The organism is Streptomyces sp. NPDC101776, assembly GCF_044766845.1.
Classification (GTDB): Bacteria; Actinomycetota; Actinomycetes; order Streptomycetales; family Streptomycetaceae; genus Streptomyces.
The window spans coordinates 132,593-155,015 of record NZ_JBIWMV010000022.1 but is presented as its reverse complement, the minus strand read 5'-3'; the positions used below and the strand labels follow the sequence as shown (position 1 = coordinate 155,015).

At 71.9% G+C, this 22,423-nt stretch carries 22 protein-coding genes; 11 read left to right on the top strand and 11 right to left on the bottom strand.

Annotated elements, in window-relative coordinates; all coding sequences use genetic code 11:
• Positions 1–4 precede the first annotated feature (4 nt).
• The 3 genes from ACIRRY_RS43150 to ACIRRY_RS43140 all read right to left on the bottom strand — a co-directional run bounded on the left by ACIRRY_RS43150 (position 5) and on the right by ACIRRY_RS43140 (position 3,355).
• Entirely contained in the window at positions 5–883 is an 879-nt protein-coding gene (locus tag ACIRRY_RS43150) for a hypothetical protein (RefSeq protein WP_403984307.1), read from the bottom strand.
• 136 nt (positions 884–1,019) lie between these two features.
• The gene (locus ACIRRY_RS43145) at positions 1,020–2,546 is read right to left on the bottom strand and encodes a hypothetical protein (protein WP_403984306.1); all 1,527 of its coding nucleotides are present in this window, start codon (positions 2,544–2,546) and stop codon (positions 1,020–1,022) included.
• 101 nt (positions 2,547–2,647) lie between these two features.
• Complete coding sequence (locus tag ACIRRY_RS43140; RefSeq protein WP_403984305.1) at positions 2,648–3,355, bottom strand: GntR family transcriptional regulator; 708 nt, start codon at positions 3,353–3,355, stop codon at positions 2,648–2,650.
• Positions 3,356–3,525: 170 nt separating this feature from the next.
• On the opposite strand from ACIRRY_RS43140, the gene ACIRRY_RS43135 reads away from it, so the two are divergent.
• Genes ACIRRY_RS43135 through ACIRRY_RS43115 form a run of 5 tightly spaced genes read left to right on the top strand, consistent with a single transcriptional unit; the run spans position 3,526 to position 7,920 of the window.
• A complete protein-coding gene (locus ACIRRY_RS43135) occupies positions 3,526–4,845 on the top strand; it encodes an MFS transporter (protein WP_403984304.1) in 1,320 nt (439 codons plus the stop codon).
• Positions 4,842–5,663, top strand: coding sequence for a putative hydro-lyase (locus ACIRRY_RS43130; protein WP_403984303.1), 822 nt, complete (start codon positions 4,842–4,844; stop codon positions 5,661–5,663). Before ACIRRY_RS43135 ends, ACIRRY_RS43130 begins: the two co-directional genes overlap by 4 nt.
• A gap of 24 nt (positions 5,664–5,687) precedes the next feature.
• On the top strand, positions 5,688–6,440 hold the full coding sequence (locus ACIRRY_RS43125) for a LamB/YcsF family protein (protein WP_403984344.1): 753 nt from the start codon (positions 5,688–5,690) through the stop codon (positions 6,438–6,440).
• Positions 6,437–7,054 carry an allophanate hydrolase subunit 1 gene (locus tag ACIRRY_RS43120; protein WP_403984302.1) on the top strand — a complete coding sequence of 206 codons (618 nt, stop codon included), beginning with the start codon at positions 6,437–6,439 and terminating at the stop codon, positions 7,052–7,054. Before ACIRRY_RS43125 ends, ACIRRY_RS43120 begins: the two co-directional genes overlap by 4 nt.
• Positions 7,051–7,920 (top strand): biotin-dependent carboxyltransferase family protein, encoded by an 870-nt coding sequence (locus ACIRRY_RS43115; protein ID WP_403984301.1) that lies wholly within the window; start codon positions 7,051–7,053, stop codon positions 7,918–7,920. The genes ACIRRY_RS43120 and ACIRRY_RS43115 overlap by 4 nt, the downstream gene beginning before the upstream one ends.
• Positions 7,921–7,933: 13 nt before the next feature.
• Here ACIRRY_RS43115 and ACIRRY_RS43110 read toward each other — a convergent pair whose 3' ends face one another.
• From ACIRRY_RS43110 to ACIRRY_RS43090, 5 genes are all read right to left on the bottom strand, one after another.
• Positions 7,934–8,794 carry an SGNH/GDSL hydrolase family protein gene (locus tag ACIRRY_RS43110; protein ID WP_403984300.1) on the bottom strand — a complete coding sequence of 287 codons (861 nt, stop codon included), beginning with the start codon at positions 8,792–8,794 and terminating at the stop codon, positions 7,934–7,936.
• Complete coding sequence (locus ACIRRY_RS43105; protein WP_403984299.1) at positions 8,791–9,954, bottom strand: glycosyltransferase; 1,164 nt, start codon at positions 9,952–9,954, stop codon at positions 8,791–8,793. Before ACIRRY_RS43105 ends, ACIRRY_RS43110 begins: the two co-directional genes overlap by 4 nt.
• The gene (locus ACIRRY_RS43100) at positions 9,951–11,078 is read right to left on the bottom strand and encodes a glycosyltransferase family 1 protein (protein ID WP_200683748.1); all 1,128 of its coding nucleotides are present in this window, start codon (positions 11,076–11,078) and stop codon (positions 9,951–9,953) included. Before ACIRRY_RS43100 ends, ACIRRY_RS43105 begins: the two co-directional genes overlap by 4 nt.
• 139 nt (positions 11,079–11,217) lie before the next feature.
• Positions 11,218–12,636 (bottom strand): HEAT repeat domain-containing protein, encoded by a 1,419-nt coding sequence (locus ACIRRY_RS43095; RefSeq protein ID WP_403984298.1) that lies wholly within the window; start codon positions 12,634–12,636, stop codon positions 11,218–11,220.
• Between the two features lie 336 nt (positions 12,637–12,972).
• Positions 12,973–13,365 carry an ankyrin repeat domain-containing protein gene (locus ACIRRY_RS43090; RefSeq protein ID WP_403984297.1) on the bottom strand — a complete coding sequence of 131 codons (393 nt, stop codon included), beginning with the start codon at positions 13,363–13,365 and terminating at the stop codon, positions 12,973–12,975.
• 256 nt (positions 13,366–13,621) lie between these two features.
• Here ACIRRY_RS43090 and ACIRRY_RS43085 point away from each other — a divergent pair, with 256 nt between their 5' ends.
• Entirely contained in the window at positions 13,622–13,816 is a 195-nt protein-coding gene (locus ACIRRY_RS43085; protein WP_019059657.1) for a hypothetical protein, read from the top strand.
• Positions 13,817–13,850: 34 nt separating this feature from the next.
• A complete protein-coding gene (locus tag ACIRRY_RS43080; protein ID WP_403984296.1) occupies positions 13,851–15,443 on the top strand; it encodes a hypothetical protein in 1,593 nt (530 codons plus the stop codon).
• Between the two features lie 314 nt (positions 15,444–15,757).
• Here ACIRRY_RS43080 and ACIRRY_RS43075 read toward each other — a convergent pair whose 3' ends face one another.
• Positions 15,758–17,260: a PLP-dependent aminotransferase family protein gene (locus tag ACIRRY_RS43075; protein ID WP_403984295.1), complete on the bottom strand. Its 1,503-nt coding sequence runs from the start codon at positions 17,258–17,260 to the stop codon at positions 15,758–15,760.
• 64 nt (positions 17,261–17,324) lie between these two features.
• Between ACIRRY_RS43075 and ACIRRY_RS43070 the strand changes: the two genes are divergently transcribed.
• The 4 genes from ACIRRY_RS43070 (at position 17,325) to ACIRRY_RS43055 (ending at position 20,822) form a co-directional block, all read left to right on the top strand.
• Positions 17,325–18,038, top strand: coding sequence for a YitT family protein (locus tag ACIRRY_RS43070; protein WP_403984294.1), 714 nt, complete (start codon positions 17,325–17,327; stop codon positions 18,036–18,038).
• Positions 18,035–18,802 carry a glycerophosphodiester phosphodiesterase gene (locus ACIRRY_RS43065; RefSeq protein ID WP_403984293.1) on the top strand — a complete coding sequence of 256 codons (768 nt, stop codon included), beginning with the start codon at positions 18,035–18,037 and terminating at the stop codon, positions 18,800–18,802. The genes ACIRRY_RS43070 and ACIRRY_RS43065 overlap by 4 nt, the downstream gene beginning before the upstream one ends.
• 40 nt (positions 18,803–18,842) lie before the next feature.
• Entirely contained in the window at positions 18,843–20,192 is a 1,350-nt protein-coding gene (locus ACIRRY_RS43060) for an MFS transporter (protein ID WP_403984292.1), read from the top strand.
• A gap of 255 nt (positions 20,193–20,447) precedes the next feature.
• A complete protein-coding gene (locus tag ACIRRY_RS43055; protein ID WP_003977404.1) occupies positions 20,448–20,822 on the top strand; it encodes an RNA polymerase-binding protein RbpA in 375 nt (124 codons plus the stop codon).
• A gap of 128 nt (positions 20,823–20,950) precedes the next feature.
• Here ACIRRY_RS43055 and fxsA read toward each other — a convergent pair whose 3' ends face one another.
• Together fxsA and ACIRRY_RS43045 are read right to left on the bottom strand one after the other, a co-directional pair.
• Entirely contained in the window at positions 20,951–21,508 is a 558-nt protein-coding gene (gene fxsA, locus ACIRRY_RS43050; RefSeq protein WP_403984291.1) for an FxsA family membrane protein, read from the bottom strand.
• A gap of 72 nt (positions 21,509–21,580) precedes the next feature.
• A complete protein-coding gene (locus ACIRRY_RS43045) occupies positions 21,581–22,393 on the bottom strand; it encodes a polyprenol monophosphomannose synthase (RefSeq protein WP_403984290.1) in 813 nt (270 codons plus the stop codon).
• Positions 22,394–22,423: the final 30 nt, after the last annotated feature.

Below are 22,423 nucleotides of genomic sequence, written 5' to 3'. Positions count from 1 at the left end.
GGGATCAGGAGTGGAACGGCAGTCCGGCGTCGGCCACCAGCTCCAGGTCCTCGGTGTCCTCGGCGGGCAGCAGGCTCGCGGTGCCGTCGGTGACCGGGACGACGCCCAGCTCCAGCAGTTCGGCCATGGCGGCGCTGCCGGCCATGTCGCGTACCTGGAGCTGATAGCGGGCGGTCGTGCGGTAGGTCCCGCCGTTGTCGTCGCCCGTGCGCTGCAGGAAGCCGGAGTCGGTGAGGAAGGCGGCCGCCTTGCCGACGATGCCGGTGGTCGAACCGGCCAGTCTGCGGGCGTCCTTGGTGGCTCCGGTGGCGCTGCGTCTGACCCAGATCCGCCAGGCGGCCTCCAGTCCGGGCGCGTCGGTGGCCGGGTCGGTGTTCATGCCCTGCTCGTCGGCCCGCTCCTCCAGACGACGGCAGGCCTGCCGTACGAAGGCGTCGACCCCGTTGACCGTGACCCGCCCGATGTACCCGTCGTCGGCGAGATCCTCGGGCCGCGGGAACGCCATGGCGGCGACGGCGAGATGGGCGAGCCCGTGCAGGAACCGGTCCCCGGAGTCGGCGGCAGTACGCCGCGCGTAGTCCCCCATCCGCACGGCGAACACCGAGTCCTCGGCGGCGGTCACGGCCATCCCCGCGCGCGGGGACACCTCCAGAACGACCAGCCCGAGCCCGGCGGCCACGGCATCGGCGAGCCGCGCGAACGGCGAGTCCTCCCGGTACCGCCGCAGCAACTCCGCGTACTCCTGATCCCGCGCGGGCTGCAACTTCGGCTGCAACCCGAACGCGACAAGCCGAGCCGCGTCGGCAGCGTCGGCGGGCGTGATGACAGCAGTCACCGCCGGAGCGACAACCTCCGGCTCACTCCATTCGACGGTCTCACTCACGACGACAACTCCTTGATCTCACATACGAGCGTGGAGGCAAGCGCCCCTCCAGGGGCGCGGGGCTGTGACATTTGCGGCTCCGCCGCGCGGGCGCGACCAGCCACAACGGGCCCGCACCCGAACAACGACACAACCCTCACGCCGCCTCACTCCGCCCCGCGGCCATCCCCACCGCGTCCAAAAGGGCCACCCCCACAATCAGATCGGCCCCACCGAACTCCGGATCGTCCAACTCCGTCCCGTCATCCACAGCGAACAGCAACTTCGCCTCCCCCTGCCGGTAAGCCGTACCAACCGGAGGACTAGCCGCATGCACGGCCAACAAGGCGACTAGATAAGGCAGTTCAGAATCCTGGCGCCGCGCGTCCGCAAGCAGCCCCGACAACCGCCGGGGCGCATCCGCAGGCAGATCCAGCAACGCCATCGCCGCCGCCAACTGCCCCTCACTGAACCGACTGTCGTCCGGCGTCGCGATGAGATCCGGCTCCGGCATCTCCGCCCCGAGATGCTCCCGCTCGGCGGCCGGGGTGAGCAGTATGTCGACAAGGTCCCCCACCCGGACGGACACCGGCGTACGCAACCCGGTCCCGCGAGCGAAGAACGCGTCCGTGACCCGGATCGCCTGCTCCAGGGGCAACGGCAGGACGGGTGCGACGAGATGGCCGTAGAGGTCGATCCCCGAGGTGGTCATGGGGGTCGCGAAGGCCTGCCGGTCCTGCTCCGCGCGGAACAGCGGCCCGGCCTCCAGGAGGCGCGACTGGAGTTGTGTGTGCCGCCGGATACAGTCCTTGACGATGTCGACCAACTCGGCGGCGCGGCGCTTCTGTTCGGGGTCCTCGGACTCGTCGCGGGCCTTGCGGATGTTGGTGAGGATCGCGTTCTCGTGGCGATAGCGGTCGGCCACGTGGTCGAGGGCCTCGGCGATCATGTCCGGCACGGCATTGAGCCAGTCCACCGCGCGGACGTTGCGCCGGGTGGCGTCCAGGGCGCGGCGGAGGGTCTCCGAGTACTGCACTGTCCGGTACCGGGCCTGTTCCGCGGCGAGTTGCGCGTCGGCGAGCCGGCCGCGGCTGATGAGGACCTCCAGCTTGACCTCGGCGGCGATCTGCGCGCTGGTGACGTCGGTGTCGAGGGCGCCCACGAGGACGTTGACGGCCTCGTCGGTCGTCCGGAGATAGACGCTGCCGCCGTAGCCGGGGACCTCTTCGATCAGCTTGAAGTCGTAGTCGCGGCGCACATAGGTGCCGTCCTGCGCGAACGTGCCGTAGACCGTGCGAAAGCCGCGGTCGACGCTGCCGACGTTGATCAGGTTCTCCAGGACCCAGCGGGCCACGCGCTCGTGCTCGGCGACGGGGCGCCGGGGGGCCTGGGCGGCGATGCGCGGGATGAGCCTGGCCACTATCTGGTCGTGGTCCGCGCCGGTGTCGAAGTCCATGTTCAGGGTGACCAGGTCGATGGCCGCGAGGGCGACTTCCGCCATGCCGTAGACCGAGTACTCGCCGGCGAGATTGGCCTTGCGTGCGTCGAGGTCGTGCAGCGGCGCGGTGCAGGCGAGCGCGCGCAGTCGCCGCGCCAGTCCCTCGTCGGCGGCCGGGCCCGGGGCGGGGCGCGGCCCCGCGCTGAACTGGGGCGGAACGCTGTCCGTCGATGCAGGCGAAGTCACGCTGCACAGACTAGGTCCTCGGTCTGACAACGACCCAAACGACGCAGAAGCGACTACCGCCACAGCAGCGTGCGCGGGGTCCGCCGGACTCCGGACCGTCCTCAGTCGAGCGCCGTGCCGTCCTCGCCGACCCGCTGCCGGTAGGCCTCGACGACGCGTTTCAGCGAGTCGTCGAGGTAGACCTCGAGCAGCTTCTCGGCCTCGGCGCGGTCGCCGGCCTGGAGCGCCTGGAGGATCAGGCGGTTGCGCTGGAGATAGGGCTCGTGGAGCGCCTTCGGGTCGTCCACGAGGTGGAAGGCGAGCCGGAGTTCGGCGAAGACGCTGCGCATCCACTCGCCGGTGCGGGCGCTGCCGGCGAGGGCGACCAGTTCCCGGTGGAAGTGGATGTTGGCCGTACCCACGCCTTTCCAGTCATCTTCGACGGACGCCAACTGCCCCTCGGTGACGGCCGCGGCGAGCTGTCCGAGGGCGTACGGCGGTTCGCCCAACCCCCGTACTACGGCGCACTCGACGAGGCGGCGGGTGCGGTAGATGTCCTCGACGTCCTCGACGCTCAGGACCCGGACGAAGACGCCCCGGTTCAGCTCGTGGACGAGCAGGCGTTCATGTGTGAGCAGCCGGAACGCCTCACGGAGTGTGTTGCGCGACACACCGAGCGCTCCGCCGATGCTGTCCTCCGAGAGCCGGGTGCCCGGCGGGAAATAGCCCTCGGCGATCCGACTTCTGAGGATGTCCGAGACGCGCTCCGCGGTGCTCGTACGGCCCAGGAGGGCGCGGTCGTCGGCCAGTCCCGCCATCTGCTCTGCCATGCCCGGAATTCAACCGCAGATACAAGAACGAAACAACATGGGTATTGAAGGATCGTTCAACGATCCTCTAGATTTCTCGGCACGGCGCCACCCGCTCACACCGGGACCGACGGCTTCCGCACGGCACTGCTCAGTCCCAGCACCCTCCGTCCTCCTTCTGCGAGGTGCACATGAGCACGACCCCTCCACCTCAGGCCCTGAACACCGGCGCACACCCGGACACGGACGAACTCACCGCCGACGACGGTGCGTTGGCCTGGCTGCGCGCGCTCGGTCCGAACGGCCGCCGCGCCTTCGCCGGCGCGTTCGGCGGCTACGGCCTGGACTCCTACGACTACTTCACGCTGCCGCTGAGCATGGTCGCGCTGGCCGCGTACTTCGGCCTGGACAGCGGCCAGACCGGCCTGTTCACCACCGTCACGCTGGTCGTCTCCGCCATAGGGGGCGCCATCGCGGGCGTCTTCGCCGACCGGGTGGGCCGCGTCAGGGCCCTGATGATCACGGTGATCACCTACGCCGTCTTCACCGTGGCCTGCGGCTTCGCGCCCAACTACGAGACCCTGCTGGTGTTCCGCGCCCTCCAGGGGCTCGGTTTCGGCGGCGAGTGGGCGGTCGGGGCGATCCTGGTCGCCGAGTACGCGAGCCCCAAGCACCGCGGCCGTACGCTCGGCGCGGTCCAGAGTTCCTGGGCGGTCGGCTGGGCGCTGGCCGCGGTCGTCTACACGCTGGTCTTCTCGTTCCTCGGCAACGACCTGGCCTGGCGGGTGATGTTCTGGACCGGCGCACTGCCCGCGCTGCTGGTGCTCTGGGTGCGGCGCCGGGTGCACGACGCCCCGGAGGCGACGGCCGTGCGCGAACAGAACGCCCAGAAGGGGACGTTCACGGCGATCTTCAAGCCGGGCACGGCCGACGCACCGGGCCTGCTGCGCACGACGGTCTTCGCGGGCCTGCTCTCGACCGGCGTCCAGGGCGGCTACTACACCCTCGCCACCTGGGTACCGACCTACCTCAAGACGGAGCGCGGACTGTCGGTCGTCGGCACCGGCGGCTATCTGACCTTCCTGATCTCCGGCGCCTTCCTCGGGTACCTCACCGGCGGCTATCTCACGGACGTGCTGGGCCGTAAGCGCAACATCTGGCTCTTCGCACTGCTCTCGGCGATCTGCATCCTGGTGTACACACACATCCCCAACGGCGCCAACACCCTTCTCCTGGTGCTCGGTTTCCCGCTCGGGTTCTGCATGTCGGCGATCTTCAGCGGCTTCGGCTCGTACCTGAGCGAGCTGTACCCGACGGCCCTGCGCGGCACGGGACAGGGCTTCACGTACAACACCGGCCGCGCGGTCGGCGCCGTCTTCCCGACCCTGGTGGGCTTCCTGGCCGACAGTTGGGGTGTGGGCGGAGCGCTCGTCTTCGGGGCCATCGGTTACGGCATCGCGGCACTGGCGCTTCTGGGGCTGCCGGAGACCCGCGGAAAGGAACTGGCGTGAACCGTACGGAGGACCGCCCCCTGACCCTCGTCGACGAGCACGCGCACGCGTGGAGCCCGCGTTCCGCCCGGGCCCGGTTCCGGGCCGGGCTGACGGGTCCCACGGCGGGGGTCGCGGCGGGCCACACCCAGGTCAACCTGATCTCGGTGCCCGCCGACTGGGCCTACGACATGCTGCTGTTCTGCCAGCGCAACCCGAAGCCCTGCCCGGTGCTCGACGTCACGGACGCCGGCTCCTGGAAGACGGTTCTCGCCGACGGCGCGGACCTGCGCACCGATCTGCCGCGCTACCGGGTGTGGCGGGACGGCGAGTTGGTGGAGGAGCCGACGGACGTACGGGCGCACTGGCGCGACGACCTGGTGTCGTTCCTGATCGGCTGCAGCTTCACCTTCGAGTGGTCCCTGAGCGAGGCGGGTGTCCCGATCCGGCACATCGAGCAGGGTCGCAACGTCCCGATGTACGTGACGAGCCGCCCCTGTCGCCCCGCTGGGCGGCTGCACGGCCCGATGGTGGTGTCGATGCGCCCGGTGCCGCCGGAGCACCTGGCGACGGCGATCCGGGAGACCGCGCTGCTCCCGGCGGTGCACGGCAGCCCCGTACACTGCGGCGATCCCTCAGGGCTCGGCATCGCCGACCTCGGCCGTCCGGACTTCGGTGATCCGGTGGACGCCGCGCCGGACGACATCCCGGTGTTCTGGGCCTGCGGAGTGACCCCGCAGGCCGCGGTGATGGCGTCCCGCCCGCCGTTCGCCATCACCCACGCGCCGGGCCAGATGTTCGTCACCGACGCCCGCGACGAGCAGTACCGCGTCGCCTGACCCGTCGCCCGACCAGGAGAGATGATGATCGATCTGAACGCCGACCTCGGCGAGGGCTTCGGCCGCTGGCACCTCACCGACGACGAACAGCTGTTGTCCGTCGTCACCAGCGCCAATGTGGCCTGCGGCTTCCACGCCGGGGACCCGGTCACCATGCGGCGGGTGTGCGAGCTGGCGGCCGAGCGCGGGGTACGGGTCGGCGCGCAGGTGTCCTACCGGGACCTGGCGGGGTTCGGGCGGCGCGCGATGGACGTGCCGCCCGCCGAGCTGGCGGCCGAAGTGGCGTACCAGATCGGCGCCTTGGAGGTGTTCGCCCGGGCGGCGGGCACGCGCGTGTCGTACGTCAAGCCGCACGGGGCGCTCTACAACCGGGTCGTGCACGACCCGGAACAGGCCGCCGCGGTGATCGAGGGCGTGCTCCTGGCCGACGCCTCGCTGCCCGTGCTCGGGCTGCCCGGCTCGGTCGTGCTCGACCTGGCCGCGAAGGCCGGGCTGCCGGCCGTCACGGAGGCGTTCGCGGACCGCGCCTACACCGACGAGGGCACGCTCGTGCCGCGCGGCCGGGACGGTGCGGTGGTCACCGACCCCGAGGCCGTCGTGGAGCGCTCACTGGGCCTGGCCCGCTCCGGGACGGTGGAGGCACTCTCCGGGGCACGCATCGAGGTACGGGCCCGCTCCCTGTGCCTGCACGGGGACACGCCCGGCGCGGTCGAGCTGGCCCGCAGGGTCCGTGCGCGGCTCGTGGAGTCGGGAGTCCGGGTGGAGGCCTTCGTATGAGGGCCCTGCCCGTCGGCGAGGACGCCCTGCTCGTCGAGGTGGCCTCCGGGGAGGAGGCCGAGGCCGTCCACGCGGAGCTGCTGCGCCGCCGCGCGGAGGGCCTGCTCACCGTCCGCGAGATCGTCCCGGCCGCCCGCACGGTCCTCCTCGACGGCCTCGCCGACCCGGCCCGCCTGGCCTCCGAACTCACCACCTCCGACGTACCCCCCGCTCCCCCACGCACGCGTGAGGCGATCGAACTCCCGGTGCGCTACGACGGCCCGGACCTCGCCGACGTCGCCGCCCTGTGGGGTGTCCCCGAGCGGGAGGTGGCACGTATCCACGCAGACACCGAGTTCCGCGTCGCCTTCTGCGGGTTCGCCCCCGGCTTCGGCTACCTCACCGGCCTCCCGGCCCGCTACGACGTCCCGCGCCGGGCCACCCCGCGCACGGCCGTCCACGCCGGTGCCGTGGGCCTGGCGGGCCCGTACACCGGTGTCTATCCCCGTGCCTCGCCGGGCGGTTGGCAGCTCATCGGCACGACGGACGCGGTCCTGTGGGACCCCGCGCGCGAACCGGCCGCGCTGCTGTCGCCGGGCACGCGCGTGCGCTTCGTCCCGGTGGCGGACGTATGACGGACCGCGCCTTCGCCGTCGTACGGTCCGGGGCCCTGACCACCGTGCAGGACCTGGGGCGGCCCGGACACGCGCACCTGGGGGTGCCGCGTTCCGGAGCGCTCGACGGGCCCGCGGCGGCGCTCGTCAACCGGCTGGTCGGCAATCCGCCGGAAGCGGCCGTCCTGGAGACGACCCTCAACGGCTGTGCCGTACGGCCTCGTTCAACGATCCTCGTGGCCGTCGGCGGCGCGCCCTGCCCGGTCACGGTGAACGGCCGGCCGGCCGCCTGGGGCGCACCCGTGCATGTGCCGGCCGGGGCCCTCCTGGACATCGGAACGGCCGTCTCCGGAGTACGGACCTACATCGCCTTCGCCGGTGGGGTCGGCGTAGAGCCGGTGCTCGGGAGCCGTTCCACGGATCTGCTGTCCGGGCTCGGGCCGGCGCCGCTCACGAACGGCGCCATACTGCCGCTGGGGTCCCCGACGACCCGCCACGCGTGCGTGGACGTCGCCCCGCAGCCGGCTCCCCCGGCCGAACTCGTCCTGCGGGTGACCTTGGGGCCGCGCGACGACTGGTTCACCCCGGAGGCCGTCCGCGCGTTCACGTCACGCGCCTACCAGGTGTCCTCGGCGAGCAACCGCATCGGGCTGCGCACCGAGGGGCCCGCTCTGGAGCGGGCCCTTACCGGTGAACTCCCCAGCGAGGGCATGGTCCTGGGCGCCGTCCAGGTGCCACCGGACGGCCGCCCGGTGGTGTTCCTCGCCGACCATCCGACCACCGGCGGGTACCCGGTGATCGCCGTCGTCCGCCCCTCGGACCTCCCGGCGGCCGCCCAGGCGGTGCCCGGCACCCCGGTCCGTTTCGTGGCCGTACGGCGTCGCTGAGGCCCGTGACGCCCTATGCGGCGTCCGGCTGCTCCTGCTGCACCGAGAGGGAGGCCAGTGCCATCGACACGGCGTGGGACGCGCTCAGGTCGAGCCGGGCGCTGGTGCCCCGCGCGCGGTGGCGCATCTCGTCGGCGGCCAGCCTCAGGAGCTGCGGCAGCAGGTCGGTGCAGCGGCGGGCCACCCACCCGGTGCCCGCGGTCGCCAGCCACAGCAGACTGGCCGACCTGGTGGGCACCGGGAACTCGGGCTCGGATGAGGGCGCGACCCCCGTGGCCACACCCTCCTCGGCGAGCAACGCGTGGAAACGCAGCGCCAGTTGGCGGTGACCGCGCTCCCCGGGGTGCAGCCGGTCCGCGCTCCAGATCGCGCGGTCCATGATCCACTCGCCCTCCGCCGCGTGCAGATGCACGGCCCCGTACCGCTCGGAGAGCGCGTGCACCACGGTGTTGACGGCGCGCTGCCGCCGGGCCAGCGGGCGGGCCAGCGCGCCCGGGAGGCCGAGCATCGCGCCCGGGTCCGGCAGACAGGCCGTCAGTAGAACCGCGCCCTGGGCCGTGAAGGCCGCGTAGACCTCGTCGAGCCGGGTGGCGAGAGCCTGGATGTCGAAGGTGCAGCGCAGGGTGTCGTTGACGCCTATGACGACGGACACGATGTCCGGGTTCAGGGCGAGCCCGGCCGGGGTCTGCCGTTCCAGCACGTCCCGTGACTGCGCCCCGCTGACCGCGAGGTTCGTGAACTCCACGGCGTCTTCGGGCTGTTGGGCCAGCCCGTCGGCGAGCAGCGCGGCCCAACCGCGCCACGCCTCGCCGACGGGATCGCCCACGCCCTCGGTGAGCGAGTCACCGAGGGCGACGAAACGGACCGTTCTCATGCCACGCCTCCGGGCACGAACCGCCGTACCGGAACATCCGCGTCGTGCGCGGCGAGGAACGCGTCGACCGCCGTGTGCCAGCCGAAACACTCCGCACGCGCGCGTGCGGACTCCCGCCGCTCCACCTCGGAGCGTTCGAGCAGCATGTCCACGGCGTCCGCGAAGGCCCTCCCGTTGTCCGCTGCCGTGGCCCCGGCGGAGCCGATGACCTCGGGCAGCGCGGACGAGGCGCTGGCGACCACGGGCGTTCCGCAGGCCATGGCCTCCAGGGCGGCGAGCCCGAAGGTCTCGGCGGGCCCGGGTGCCAGGCACACGTCTGCGGAGGCCTGGAGCGCGCCGAGCAGCCGCCGGTCGGAGACGTGTCCGAGGAAGGTGACCGGCAACCCCCGCTCCCGCGCCCGCTGTTCGAGCCGGGCCCGCAGCGGCCCGTCCCCGGCAACCACGAGGACCGCCCGCCGCCCGCGCCGTACCAGCGCCTCCAGGGCGTCGAGCGCGGTGCCGGGCTTCTTCTCGACGGAGAGCCTGGTGCAGGTCACCAGCAGAACCTGGTCCACACGCGCGTACTCCGCGCGCACGACCGGGTCCCGCAGCGCCGGACTGCGCCCCACCAGGTCGACGCCCAGCGGAGCCCGTACGACATTGCGGGCACCGATGCGGACGAACTCCCGCTCGGCGAACTCCGTGGTGCACACCACGCGCGCGTAGGTGTGCGCCGTACGGACGTTGAGGGCGTCGGCGGTGCGCCGGGACATGTTCTCCGACAGGCCCCAGGTGCGCAGAACGCCGTCGGCGGTCTCGTGGGACACCATCACGGCGGGGACTCGGGCCCGCCTGGCCCATTTGCCGGTCCAGCGCAGGGTCGTACGGTCGGAGACCTCCAGGCGGTCGGGGGCGAGCTGTTCCAGGAGGTTGGCCACGCGCCGCTTGTCGGCGAGGACGCGGTAGCCGCCGGTGCCGGGCAGCAGCGGGCCGGGCAGGGTGATGACGCGCCCCTGCTCGGTCTCACGGTCGGTGTGGCGCTCGCCGGGCACGATGAGGACCGGGTCGTGCCCGGCCTCCTTGAAGCCCTTGCCCAGCTCGCGCAGGGCGGTGCGCAGCCCCCCGGAGGAGGGGGCCACGAAGTTGGCGAGCCGCACGATCCTGAGGGAAGCGGTGTTCATGCCGCCACCACCAGCTTGCGCGCGGCGAGGACATCGCCGTAGTGCGCGATCAGTTGGTCGCCGACGGCCGCCCAGGTGCGGCCCTCGACCATGGCCCGCGCGGCGGTGCCGTACTCGGCCCGGAGCGCGGGATCGGCGGCCAGGGTCCGTACGGCGTCCGTCACCGCGTTCTCGTCGCGAGGCGGGAAGAGGAATCCGGTGCGCCCGTGGGCGACCAGGTCCAGCGGTCCGCCGGCGGCGGGCGCGACGACGGGGACGCCGCTGGCCATGGCTTCCTGGACGGTCTGACAGAAGGTCTCAAAAGGTCCGGTGTGCACGAATATGTCCAACGAGGCGAAGATACGGGCGAGCTCGTCGCCGGTACGCCGGCCGAGGAAGACCGCGCCCGGCAGCGCCTCGTCGAGGTGCGGCCGGCTGGGTCCGTCGCCGACGACCACGACCTTGACGCCCTCGATGCCGCAGGCTCCGGCGAGGAGTTCGACCTGCTTCTCGGGGGCGAGCCTGCCTACGTAGCCGACGATCAGCTCGCCGTTCGGGGCGAGTTCGCGGCGCAGCGCCTCGTCCCGGTACTCGGGGCGGAAGCGCTCGGTGTCCACGCCGCGCGGCCAGAGCCTGACCCGGGGCACGCCGTGTGCCTCCAGGTCGCCCAGGGCCGCGCTGGAGGGCGCGAGGGTGCGGTCGGCGGCGGCGTGGACGGAGCGGATGCGGCGCCAGGCGGTGGCCTCGCCGGCGCCGACGTACGTACGGGCGTATCCGGCCAGGTCGGTCTGGTAGACGGCCACGGCGGGGATGCCGAGCCGGGCCGCGGCGGCCATGCCGCGGACGCCGAGGATGAAGGGGCTCGCCAGGTGCACGATGTCGGCGCGGTGTTCGGTGATGGCCGCGGCGACGCGTCGGCTGGGGAGGGCGACGCGGACCTGGGGGTAGCCCGGGAGCGGTAGGGAGGGGACACGGATGACGGGGCACGGCGACTGGGCGTCGGGCCCGCTACCGGCCGAGGTGGCCGGCGCGACGACGAGCGGATGATGACCGCGATCCACGAGGTGCCGGGCGGTCTGGAGCGCGCAGTGGGCCACGCCGTTCACATCGGGGGGAAAGGATTCGGTCACGATGACGACACGCATACCCGTGTTGTCGCCGCGCTGGACGTGCCCGCGTCAACGTGGATCTATGCGAACGGTGAACGTCCCATGAGCGTTGCACTGCACACCCGAGCAGGTCAGACGGCGTCCATGCGCGTCTGACCCGCGGGTCATCCCACGTTCACACTGCGGGGGCGTCGGGCCCGATCCGGCTCCGTACGGCTGTCTGGACCTCCGCCTCCTCCGCCGGGTCGGCGGCGAGCCTGCGGAGCTGCTCCACGACGCGGGCGTCGGCGGTCTCGGCGTGCCGGGCGGCGATCTCCCGGGTGGTCTCCTCGCAGTCCCAGAGGCACTCGACGGCGAAGCCGGTGGGGTACGAGGGGTCGGTGGCGGCCAGGGCCCGGGCGGCCCGGCCGCGCAGATGGGACGAGGCCGTCTCCCGGTACACATGGCGCAGGACGGGTGCGGCGCAGACGATGCCGAGGCGTCCGGCGCCGTCGACGAGGGTCCACAGGGTGGGGGCGTCGGGTCCTTCGCCCATGACGGCCTCCCGCAGTGCACCGAGGACCAGGTCGCTGTCCTTGGTCCCGCCCCGGCAGGCGAGCATCCGGCCGGCGGCGGCCCCGAGCGGATCGGGGCGGCGGGCCCAGCCGCGGGCCCGGTCGACGGCGGCGACGGAGCGCATTCGTTCGAAGGCGTCGACGGCGGCCTCCACGACGGGCGCCGGGCCGGTGGCGACCGCTCGTTCGATCAGCTGGAGGGCTTCGGGATCGTTGCTGTCGGCGAGATAGCGCAGGGCGGTGCAGCGGGCACCCTCACCGCCGTCCTTGGCGGCCTCGACGATCTCGGGCCGGTCCTCGGGACCCGCCACCGCGGTGAGGCAGCGGGCGGCCGGGACGTGCAGGGCGGCGCCGCGTTCGAGGCCCTGTTGGGCCCATTCGAACACCGCCCGCACGCTCCACCCCGGACGGGGCCCGGTCGGTCGCATCTGGCGTTGCCAGAGGTCGAAGCAGCCGGCCTCCTGGGCGGCACGCACGCGCGTGGCGATCGATTCGCGTGAGTCCTCGGCCCACAGCCGCCAGGGCCGGGGTTCGAAGGCGTCGCGCACGGCGGTGGCCAGTTCGGCCTCGCCCTCGGGGTCGGCCGCGAAACGCGCCAGCACGGGGGCGGCGAGGGCGCGCAGGCCCGCGTCGTCGTCCCGGAGCGCCAGCTCGTCCAGGGCCCAGGCCCAGTTGCCGCCGGTGGCCGCGTACCTCCGCAGCAGTTCGAGCGCGTCCCGCCTGCCGTACGAGGCGAGGTGCCCCAGGACGGCGAGCGCGAGGCCCGTACGGGACTCCTCGGTGTCGAGGACGTCCTCGGTGTCGAAGAGGTGGGCCTCGACGGCGTCCAGGTCGCCGCCCAGGTCGAGGTACAGACGGGCGTAGTACAGGGAGCGGTTCTCCACCTGCCAGTCGTGGCGGGGGTCGCGCAGCACACAGTGGTTCAGTGCCGCGAGTGCCTCGGCACGGGGTGCGGTGAGCGCGTGCAGTGTGCCGTCGCCGCGGCCCCGCTGAAGCAGGCCGAGCAGCGTACCGCTGGGCGCTATGACCGGATCGAACATGGGAAACAGCCTCACATCAAGCGTCGACGCAACCGGGGGACGTGCACTACCTGGCCGCGTGACAACACGTCGGGGCGCCCGCCGTTTCCTGCTTGCTGTAGACCATTTTCCTCTGCCTCTCGTAGGTGGCCCATGCGGGCCGCAACTACGGCCCGCGCGGTGCGGCAACACCTGCCCAGCCATCGCGTCCGTAAATCACGACGTCATGATGACCCGGCAGTTCTCGATGCCGCGACCGAAATTTCGGGCGGCGCCGTGCTGCCTTCCCCCGTTTTCCCCCGTTTTCCTTGTCGTACCTGGTCAGAAGGCCCGCCCATGCTGCCGGCGGACCATCCGTCAGTGCGCGCCGAACAGCTCCAGCAGCTCGGCCTTGGCGAACATCCGGGCCGTGTCGACCGCCGACGGGGTGCCCGCGGCCGGATCGGCGCCGCCCGCCAGCAGGACTTCGATCACCTCGTGCTCGCCCTTGAAGACGGCTCCGGCGAGCGGCGTCTGGCCCCGGTCGTTGATCCGGTCGGCCTCGGCGCCCCGCGCCAGCAGGGCCCGTACGGCGTCGGCGTGCCCGTGATAGGCGGCGAGCATCACCAGGGAGTCGCCGCGGTCATTGGTGAGGTTGGCCGGGACGCCCGCGTCCACGTACGCGACCAGCGCCTCGGTGCCGCCCCTGCGGGCCAGGTCGAAGATCTTCGTCGCGAACTCCACGACCTCGGGGTCGGGGGCTTCACTCATCGGCCTGACCGCCTCTCACTAGTACGGGTGAATCGCCAGCGTACTGGCTCCGCCGAGACATGACCGGCCCCCTCCGAGGCAAAGATCACCGCGAGGCCCGACATGGGTGAAACCCCTGCTCAGACAGCCCGAATGCGCTCCACCATCCGAGGGAAATACGCCGAAATTCACCCACTTGCACCTTTTATCGTATGGATACATCCTGTGATCCTGGAAGAACTCATGGTGACTGTCCCCACGAACCAGGAGAGCTCAAATGATCTTGTCCATGTCAGGCGTCGTCCTTCTCGGCATCATCGTCTTCCTCTTCTTCAAGAAGGACGGACTCAAGGCCTCCCACGCCCTGGTGGCCGCACTCTTCGGCTTCTACATGGCCAGCACGGCCATCGCGCCGAGCATCAAGGCCGGCGGCGAGAGCCTGGCGAGCCTCCTCGGCGGCATCAAGTTCTGACGTCCCCACCCGTACGCACCTTCAGGAGACAGCAGTGGCCCGGCGCCCCCTCCCCCGCATCCTGAGCAACGGCACCGCCCAGATCGCCCGGAGCCGGGAGCTGGCCCGGACGGCGGCCGACAGCGCCACCGATGTCCTCCATCCGCTGATCACGGTCACACGCGGTCTGCGCCGGCTGGCATCCGCCGGGCGGCGCAGATGGGCCGACACCCCCAAGGACAAGCGCGGGCCGCTGCTGTTCCTGGTGGCCTCGGTGATCCTGGTCGTGGTGCTGGTGCCGTACGGCCTGCTGCTCGCCGCCATCACCCTGATGGCGGCGGCGGCATGGCAGGGCCGGGACCGCACCCCGCCGGCGCCCGAAGGGCCCGACGAGTCCCAGACCCAGCGCCTCCAGTCCCTCTACGAGGCGCTGGTGCCCTACTTCTCGGCCGCCGAGGACCCGGCGCCCCTGTTCGCCCACGGCGGAGACTGGGAGAAGGCCTTCCCGGCCCACGAGTTCGACGGCGGGGGCCGGATCTCCCAACTGGTCGTCCGCTATCCGGCGTACTTCACCGACGGCGAGGCCGACTCCCGCGCGCGGATCGAGCAACTGCTCACCGCGAAGTCCGGCCGCAGCCGGGAGTACCACTTCACCTGGGACGAGGAGGGCAACCAGCTCACGATCGGCGTCCTCGCCCCGCTCCCCACCGACATCGCCGCCCAGCGTTTCGTCACCGCCCCCGGCGAGACCGTCCTGGGCTTCACGGACCCGACCCAGGTCCACCGCACGCTCCCGCTCACCCACGGCGAGGAGCAGCGCGACGTACCGCCGGTCGTCTGGCGCACCGGCGTCCGCTCCACCGAGCCGAACCTGCTGGTCATGGGCCAGCCCGGCAGCGGCACCTCCACCCTGCTGCGCTCGATCGCCCTCCAGGCGCTCCAGTACGGCGACGTCCTGATCGTCGAGGGCGGCGGCACCGGCGAGTACGCGTGCCTCACCGGCCGGGACGGCGTCCTCGCCGTCGAGTGCGGCCTGGCAGGCGCGCTGGCCAGCCTGGAGTGGGCCTCCCATGAGACGGAACGCCGGCTGATCGCGGCCAACCGCGCCCGCCAGTCGGGCCACCCGGCACCGGACGACACCAGGCGCCCCCTGTGGATCATCCTGGACCGCCCGAGCGCCTTCGCCCACGTGGCGACGGCCGACGGCTACAAGGACCCGCAGTCGCTCCTCCAGGTCCCCCTGCGGCACGGCCGCGCGGCCAATGTGACGGTGGTGGTGGCCGACCAGTTCGACAGCGCGGACGCGCTCAGCGATGCCGTACGACAGCACACACGCGCGCGTGTCGTCCTCGGCCCCGCCACCGCCGGCCAGTTGGAGGCGGTCCTGGGCGCTCCCCCGCACACCACGCCGATCGCCCAGATCCCCCCGGGCCGCGGCTACGCCCGCCTCGGCAACGGCCCGGTGCACCGCCTCCAGGTCCCGGCGACCCCGGACCCCTACGACGACGCGACGAACGACGCCCACCGCCAGGCGGTCCTGGCGCTGCTCCCGCCGCGCACGACACCGGCGGACGCGGCGGAGACCATGCCGACCGAGGTGGTGCCCGCCGAGGCGGCGGTGGAGGCAGCGGTGGCGGAGACCTCGTAGCGACCCGGGGCCGGTCCGGGCGACCTGGCCGACCCCGACCACCGTTTTCGTAACCGGTCCCGGGGTCGGTGCGGTCACCCGTGCCGACCCCTGGGCCGTGTCCGCGAAGTCCCGTCGTCTGCCCTGAGAGGCACCCGACGGCGCCCGGTGCGCGCGCTCGGCGTGCCGGGCGTCACGCGGCAGGCGGGACTCTGCGGACACAGCCTGACGACCCCTGGATCGGTCCGGGCGGCAGGGCCCACCCCCAGCGCCCCTTTCCGTAACCGGCCCGGGGACAGTGCGCCCGCGCCGGCCCCGAGCACCTCTCCCGCCGTCTACGCCACGAAGGTCCGCGGCGACTCGCCGCCGCCCCCGCTGACCCCGTTCTCCACCAGCCGAGCCGCCGCGGCCAGCCGTGCGGCCGCCTCGTCGGCCACCGCGCCGCCGACGGTGAACGGCAGCCGCACATACCCCTCGAAGGCCCCGTCGACGCCGAAGCGCGGCCCGGACGGCACCCGCACCCCCACCCGCTCGCCCATCTCGGCGAGCCGTGAGCCCGACAGTCCGCCCGTGCGCACCCACAGCGTGAGTCCGCCCTTGGGCACCTCGAACTCCCAGTCGGGCAGCTCCCGCCGTACCGCCGCGACGAGCGCGTCCCGGTTCTCCCGGGCCTGGCCACGGCGGATGTCGACCGCCTGCTCCCAACCGCCGGTGCTGAACAGCCAGTTGACGGCGAGCTGCTCCAACACCGGGGTGCCGAGGTCGGCGTAGGCGCGGGCGGCGACCAGGCTGCGGATGACGTCCGGTGCCGCGCGGACCCAGCCGATGCGCATGCCCGCCCAGAAGGCCTTGCTGGCGGAACCGACGGTGATGACGGTCGAACCGGCCGGGTCGAACCCGCAGACGGGGCGCGGCATCTCGACGTCGTCGTCCAGCCACAGCTCGGTCATCGTCTCGTCGGCGATGAGCACCGTGCCCGCCGAGCGGGCCGCGTCCACGAGTTGGCGCCGCTGGTCGTCGCCGGCGAGGGCACCGGTCGGGTTGTGGAAGTCGGCGACGACGTACGCGATCCGGGGCGCCGCGTCCCGCAGCACCTGCCGCCAGCGGTCCATGTCCCAGCCGGAGAGCCCCTCCGCCATCGCCACGGGCACCAGCCGGGCGCCCGCCTCCCGCATCAACTGGAGGATGTTGGCGTACGAGGGCGACTCCACGGCGACCCGCTCGCCGCGCCCCGCGAAGAGATGGCAGATGGCGTCGATGGCACCCATCGCACCGGTGGTGACCATGATCTGCTCGGGCATCGTCGGGATCCCGCGCAGGGTGTACCGCTCGGCGATCATCGCGCGCAGCGCGGGCAGCCCGGCCGGATAGTCGCCGTGCGTGTGGGCGTACGGCGGCAACTCCTCCAGGGCGCCCTGGACGGCCCGGGTGAGCCACGGCTCGGGCGCGTGCAGGGCGGCGCAGCCGAGGTCGATCACCGAACCGAGGGCCTCCGGGGGCAACGGCTCCAACCCGCGCGCGGGGAGCGGGTTTCCGGCCGGTACGGAGGTCCAACTGCCGGCTCCGCGCCGGGACTCCAGGAATCCTTCGGAGCGCAGCGCCTCGTAGGCGGCGGCGACCGTGGTCCGGCTGACGGACAGCGCCAGGGCCAGCTCCCGCTCGGCGGGCAGCCGGGCGGCCACGGGCACGCGCCCCTCCAGCACGAGCAGACGGATGCCGTCCGCGAGCGCGCGATAGGCGGGCGGGCGGCGGGTGCCGGGCCCGGCCGGCCGGTCCTGCTGGGAGTTGAGCAGCCGGGCGAGCTGTGCGGCGCTCATCGCCGAAGTCCACTGCGCCATGGAAACCAGTCCACCTTCCCGGAATTGGCCATGGATGACGGTTGTTCTCAAGCCACAGAGTGTCATGTGTCAGGCCACTACCACCACCAGGGGGCACCTCTTGTCCACGCGGAACCGTCTCGGGACATCCACGCGGAACCGTCTCGGCCGACGGTTGGTCCAGCTCTACGTAGGACTCGCGCTCTACGGCGCCAGCTCGGCGCTCCTCGTGGTCTCGGGCCTGGGCCTGGAGCCCTGGAACGTGCTGCATCAGGGCCTCGCCGAACTCACCGGCCTGACGATCGGCGTCGTCTCGATCATCGTGGGCGCGGCGGTGCTGCTCCTGTGGATCCCGCTGCGCCAGCGCCCCGGCCTCGGCACCGTCTCGAACGTGTTCGTGGTCGGCCTGGCCATGGACGGCACCCTCGCGCTGGTGCCGGACGCGCACGGCCTGGCCGTACGGATTCCGGTGCTGCTGGCGGGCGTCGTGCTCAACGGGGTCGCCACCGGGCTCTACATCTCCGCGAGCTTCGGACCGGGCCCGCGCGACGGCCTGATGACCGGGCTGCACAAGCTCACCGGCCGCTCCATCCGCCTGATCCGCACCGGCATGGAGGTCGCCGTCGTGGCCACCGGGTTCGCGCTCGGCGGCACGGTGGGCATCGGCACCCTGCTCTACGCACTGGCGATCGGCCCGCTCGCCCAGTTCTTCCTGCGCGTGTTCGCCGCCCCCTCGGCATCCGGTCGCAGCACGGTCGTAGCCACCGGGTCACCGGAACGGGCGATACTGCCCGGGTGACCACGCTCATACGTCATCCCTACCTCGACCATCCCGGCCCCATCCCCTTCGCCCACCGGGGCGGCGCGGCGGACGGCCTGGAGAACACGGTGTTCCAGTTCCGGCGCGCGGTCGAGCTGGGCTACCGGTACATCGAGACCGACGTCCACGCCACGGCGGACGGGAAGCTCGTCGCCTTCCACGACGAGACCCTGGACCGGGTGACCGACGGCGCGGGCCGGATCGCGGACCTGTTCTGGTCGGACGTGAGCCACGCGCGCGTGGCGCGCAAGGAACCGGTGCCCCTCTTCGAGGAGTTGCTGGAGACCTTCCCCGAAGTGCGCTGGAACGTCGACGTCAAGGCGGAGCCGGCCCTCAGCCCTCTCCTGGACCTGCTGGAACGCACCGACTCCTGGAACCGCGTCTGCGTCGGCTCCTTCTCCGAGAAGCGGGTGGTCCGCGCCCAGCACCTCGCCGGTCCGCGCCTGGCCACGTCGTTCGGCACGCGCGGGGTGCTGAACCTGCGGCTGCGGTCCTGGGGCGCGCCCCTCCCGGTGCGCCGTTCGGCGATCGCCGCACAGGTGCCCGAGGAGCAGTCGGGCGTCCCCGTGGTTGACCGGCGCTTCGTGCGAGCGGCACACGCGCGTGGGGTGCAGGTTCACGTGTGGACCATCAACGAGGCCGATCGCATGCACCGGCTCCTGGACCTGGGCGTCGATGGCATCATGACCGATCACATCGACACACTGCGCGAGGTCATGGTGGAGCGGGGCGTCTGGGCCTGAGCCCCGGGGCCGACGCGTGCACGGGGAAGCGAGGGCACGGGTGGGTACCGACACCCTGCGGTCACAGCCGGCCGACGAGGCCGAAGAGCGGCGGCGCGAACAGCGCGGCTGGTACTTCTACGACTGGGCCTGCTCCGTCTACTCGACGAGCGTGCTCACCGTGTTCCTGGGCCCCTATCTGACCTCGGTCGCGAAGTCGGCGGCGGACCCGGACGGGTTCGTGCATCCCCTGGGGATACCGGTCCGGGCGGGGTCCTTCTTCGCCTACACCGTCTCCGCGTCCGTGATCGTGTCGATCCTCGTCATGCCCCTCGCGGGCGCGGCAGCGGACCGTACGGGCCGCAAGAAGCCCCTCCTGGCGCTCGCCGCCTACGTGGGCGCGACCGCCACCACGGGCCTGTTCTTCCTGGACGGCGACCGCTATCTGCTCGGCGGCTTCCTGCTGATCGTCGCCAACTCCTCCGTGGCCGTCTCGATGGTCGTGTACAACTCCTACCTCCCGCAGATCGCCCCGCCCGAGGAGCGCGACGCGGTCTCCTCCCGGGGCTGGGCCTTCGGCTACGCGGCCGGTTCCCTGGTCCTCGTCCTGAACCTGATCCTCTTCACCGCCCACGACTCCTTCGGCCTCTCCGAGTCGATGGCCGTCCGCATCTGTCTCGCCTCGGCCGGCATCTGGTGGGGCGCCTTCACCCTCGTACCGCTGAAACGACTGCGCGACCGCGGCCGTACGGCGTCCGAGGCACCCACGGCGCAGGGCTGGCGGCAGCTCGCCGCGACCGTCCGGGACATGCGCGGCAAACCGCTCACCCTGTCCTTCCTGTTCGCCTATCTGATCTACAACGACGGCATCCAGACGGTGATCTCCCAGGCATCCGTGTACGGCTCCGAGGAACTGGGCCTGAGCCAGTCCACGCTCATCACGGCCGTCCTGATGGTCCAGGTGCTCGCGGTCGCGGGTGCGCTCGGCATGGGGCGACTCGCCCGGACCTACGGGGCCAAGCGGACGATTCTCGGCTCGCTGATCGCGTGGACGGTGACGCTGGCCGCCGGGTACTTCCTGCCCGCCGGAGCGCCCGTCTGGTTCTTCGTGCTGGCCGCCGGGATCGGTCTCGTCCTGGGCGGCAGCCAGGCGCTGTCCCGGTCCCTGTTCTCGCATCTGGTGCCGCCCGGGAAAGAGGCCGAGTACTTCTCGGCGTACGAGATGAGCGATCGGGGCATGAGCTGGCTGGGACCGCTTCTGTTCGGGGTGACCTACCAGCTGACCGGAAGTTATCGGGACGCGATCATCTCCCTGGTGGTCTTCTTCGTCGTGGGATTCGTGCTGCTCGCACGGGTCCCGGTGGCGCGGGCGATCACCGACGCGGGGAATCCTCTTCCCGAGAGGATTTAGCGCTCAAGGCGAAAGGGCGGTAGTGTACGCGTTTGGCCTGCCTGGCGTACCGTTACTGCGCGTCAAAGATGACGAATCGCTAGGTGACATCTGCTGTTAGATGTGACAAACCGGGCGCTGGTGGGTACAACAAGGGGCGGCTACGACGGCGACGCATGACCCCGTACGGGAATCTTTACCGCCGACCGGACGTTGACCGGATGACGACGACAGCGACACCTGTCCTGTGGGCGACAAGCCCGGGAGGCACGATTCATGAGTGAGCGAGCTCTTCGCGGCACGCGCCTCGTGGTGACCAGCTACGAGACGGACCGCGGTATCGACCTGGCGCCACGCCAGGCCGTGGAGTACGCATGCGAGAAGGGACATCGCTTTGAGATGCCCTTCTCGGTCGAGGCGGAGATTCCGCCGGAGTGGGAGTGCAAGGTCTGCGGGGCCCAGGCACTCCTGGTCGACGGCGACGGCCCTGAGGAAAAGAAGGCCAAGCCCGCGCGTACCCACTGGGACATGCTGATGGAACGGCGCACCCGCGAGGAACTCGAAGAGGTCCTCGAGGAGCGTCTTGCCGTTCTCCGTTCCGGCGCGATGAATATCGCGGTCCACCCGAGGGACAGCCGTAAGTCGGCCTAGTCCTGAAGGTCCGGAGCGGTTCTACCGCACGAACAAGTGACACAAGCAAGTAACCGCGGGCGCCGTACGAACATGTACGGCGCCCGCGGTTTTGCGTGTCCCGGTGTCTCAGCCGGCCTGTCCCGGTGTCAGCTGGTGAGCGGCGGGCGCGGGCCCTGCGGGGCGTCGCCGCCGGGCTCGTCCCGGATGACCTCGCCCTGGACCACTTTGCCGTCCGGGCGGCGCATACGGGCCTGCTGGAAGGCGTCTCCCAGAGTGCCCGGGACGGCCTTGCCGAGCTTGCGCTCGACCATGCGCTCCGCGTAGCGCGCCAGGGCCTTCTGGACCGGCGGGATCAGCAGGAGCAGACCGGCCACGTCCGAGATCAGACCCGGGATCATCAGCAGCAGACCGCCCAGCATCATCAGGCCGCTGCCACCGCCGCTGGCCGGGGCGGTGCCCTGCTGCACGGCCTGGCTCAGGTTCTGGAAGGCCCGCCGGCCCGCGCGCTTGATCACCACGGCGCCGAGCACGAACCCGGCGAGCAGCAGCAGGAAGACGGTCAGCCCGCTCGACGCGCCCGCGACCACCGTCAGCAGCCAGATCTCCAGCACCAGCCACGCGGCGATGCCCAACGGCAGATACGTACGCAGCCGGGAACGCGGAGGCCGGGCGGCGGAGGAAGGGGTGGGTGCGCCAGTCGTCATACGTCCAGTGTGCCTGGGCCCGGCTCAGCGCGGGATAAGGGGACGATCAACGAGGCCTGTGAGGTCGCGGGGCTACGGCTGTGAAGGCCTTCCTCCGGAGTTCCCACGGCCGCGGAGCTTGCCGACCCGCTCCCCCACGCCCCAGGTGGTGACCCGCCACAGGGCCTCGACCAGGATGTCGCGGCTCATCTTGGAGTCGCCGAGTTCGCGCTCCACGAAGGTGATGGGGACCTCGACGACGTGGTAGCCGGCCTTGACGGCGCGGCGGGCCAGGTCGACCTGGAAGCAGTAGCCCTGGGAGGCCACGCCGTCCAGACCGAGGCCTTCGAGGGTCTCGCGGCGGAAGGCCCGGTAGCCGCCCGTGATGTCGCGCAGCGGCAGGTCGAGCGCCACGCGCGAGTAGAGGCTGCCGCCCCGGGAGATGAACTCGCGGGACTTGGGCCAGTTCACCACCCGGCCGCCGGGCACCCAGCGCGAGCCGAGCACCAGGTCCGCGCCCTTGAGCGCGGTGAGCAGCCGGGGCAGCTCCTCGGGCTGGTGGGAGCCGTCGGCGTCCATCTCGATGAGGACGCCGTAGCCGTTGTCGATGCCCCAGCGGAAGCCCGCGAGATAGGCGGCGCCGAGGCCCTCCTTGCCCTTGCGGTGCAACACCTGGACCTGTTCGTCCTCGGCCGCCAGCTCGTCGGCCAGCTTGCCCGTGCCGTCGGGGCTGTTGTCGTCGGCCACGAGGACATGCGCCTCGGGGACCGACTGCCGCACCCGACGGACGATGGACTTGATGTTCTCCGCCTCGTTGTAGGTCGGGATGATCACCAAGGCCGTGCCGAGCGGGCCGAACTTCCGCCCCTGGGCCTGTGCCGCGAGGGCTCCGTCGCCGTCGTTCACTGCTGCCCCTTCATGTCCGTACGCAGGCGT

Coding starts and splice junctions, on each gene's coding strand:
- ACIRRY_RS43140 (WP_403984305.1), bottom strand. CDS start 3,355: ATGGCAGAGCAGATGGCGGGACTGGCCGACGACCGCGCCCTCCTGGGC.
- ACIRRY_RS43135 (WP_403984304.1), top strand. CDS start 3,526: ATGAGCACGACCCCTCCACCTCAGGCCCTGAACACCGGCGCACACCCG.
- ACIRRY_RS43125 (WP_403984344.1), top strand. CDS start 5,688: ATGATCGATCTGAACGCCGACCTCGGCGAGGGCTTCGGCCGCTGGCAC.
- ACIRRY_RS43120 (WP_403984302.1), top strand. CDS start 6,437: ATGAGGGCCCTGCCCGTCGGCGAGGACGCCCTGCTCGTCGAGGTGGCC.
- ACIRRY_RS43115 (WP_403984301.1), top strand. CDS start 7,051: ATGACGGACCGCGCCTTCGCCGTCGTACGGTCCGGGGCCCTGACCACC.
- ACIRRY_RS43110 (WP_403984300.1), bottom strand. CDS start 8,794: ATGAGAACGGTCCGTTTCGTCGCCCTCGGTGACTCGCTCACCGAGGGC.
- ACIRRY_RS43105 (WP_403984299.1), bottom strand. CDS start 9,954: ATGAACACCGCTTCCCTCAGGATCGTGCGGCTCGCCAACTTCGTGGCC.
- ACIRRY_RS43100 (WP_200683748.1), bottom strand. CDS start 11,078: ATGCGTGTCGTCATCGTGACCGAATCCTTTCCCCCCGATGTGAACGGC.
- ACIRRY_RS43095 (WP_403984298.1), bottom strand. CDS start 12,636: ATGTTCGATCCGGTCATAGCGCCCAGCGGTACGCTGCTCGGCCTGCTT.
- ACIRRY_RS43090 (WP_403984297.1), bottom strand. CDS start 13,365: ATGAGTGAAGCCCCCGACCCCGAGGTCGTGGAGTTCGCGACGAAGATC.
- ACIRRY_RS43085 (WP_019059657.1), top strand. CDS start 13,622: ATGATCTTGTCCATGTCAGGCGTCGTCCTTCTCGGCATCATCGTCTTC.
- ACIRRY_RS43075 (WP_403984295.1), bottom strand. CDS start 17,260: ATGGCGCAGTGGACTTCGGCGATGAGCGCCGCACAGCTCGCCCGGCTG.
- ACIRRY_RS43070 (WP_403984294.1), top strand. CDS start 17,325: ATGTGTCAGGCCACTACCACCACCAGGGGGCACCTCTTGTCCACGCGG.
- ACIRRY_RS43055 (WP_003977404.1), top strand. CDS start 20,448: ATGAGTGAGCGAGCTCTTCGCGGCACGCGCCTCGTGGTGACCAGCTAC.
- fxsA (WP_403984291.1), bottom strand. CDS start 21,508: ATGACGACTGGCGCACCCACCCCTTCCTCCGCCGCCCGGCCTCCGCGT.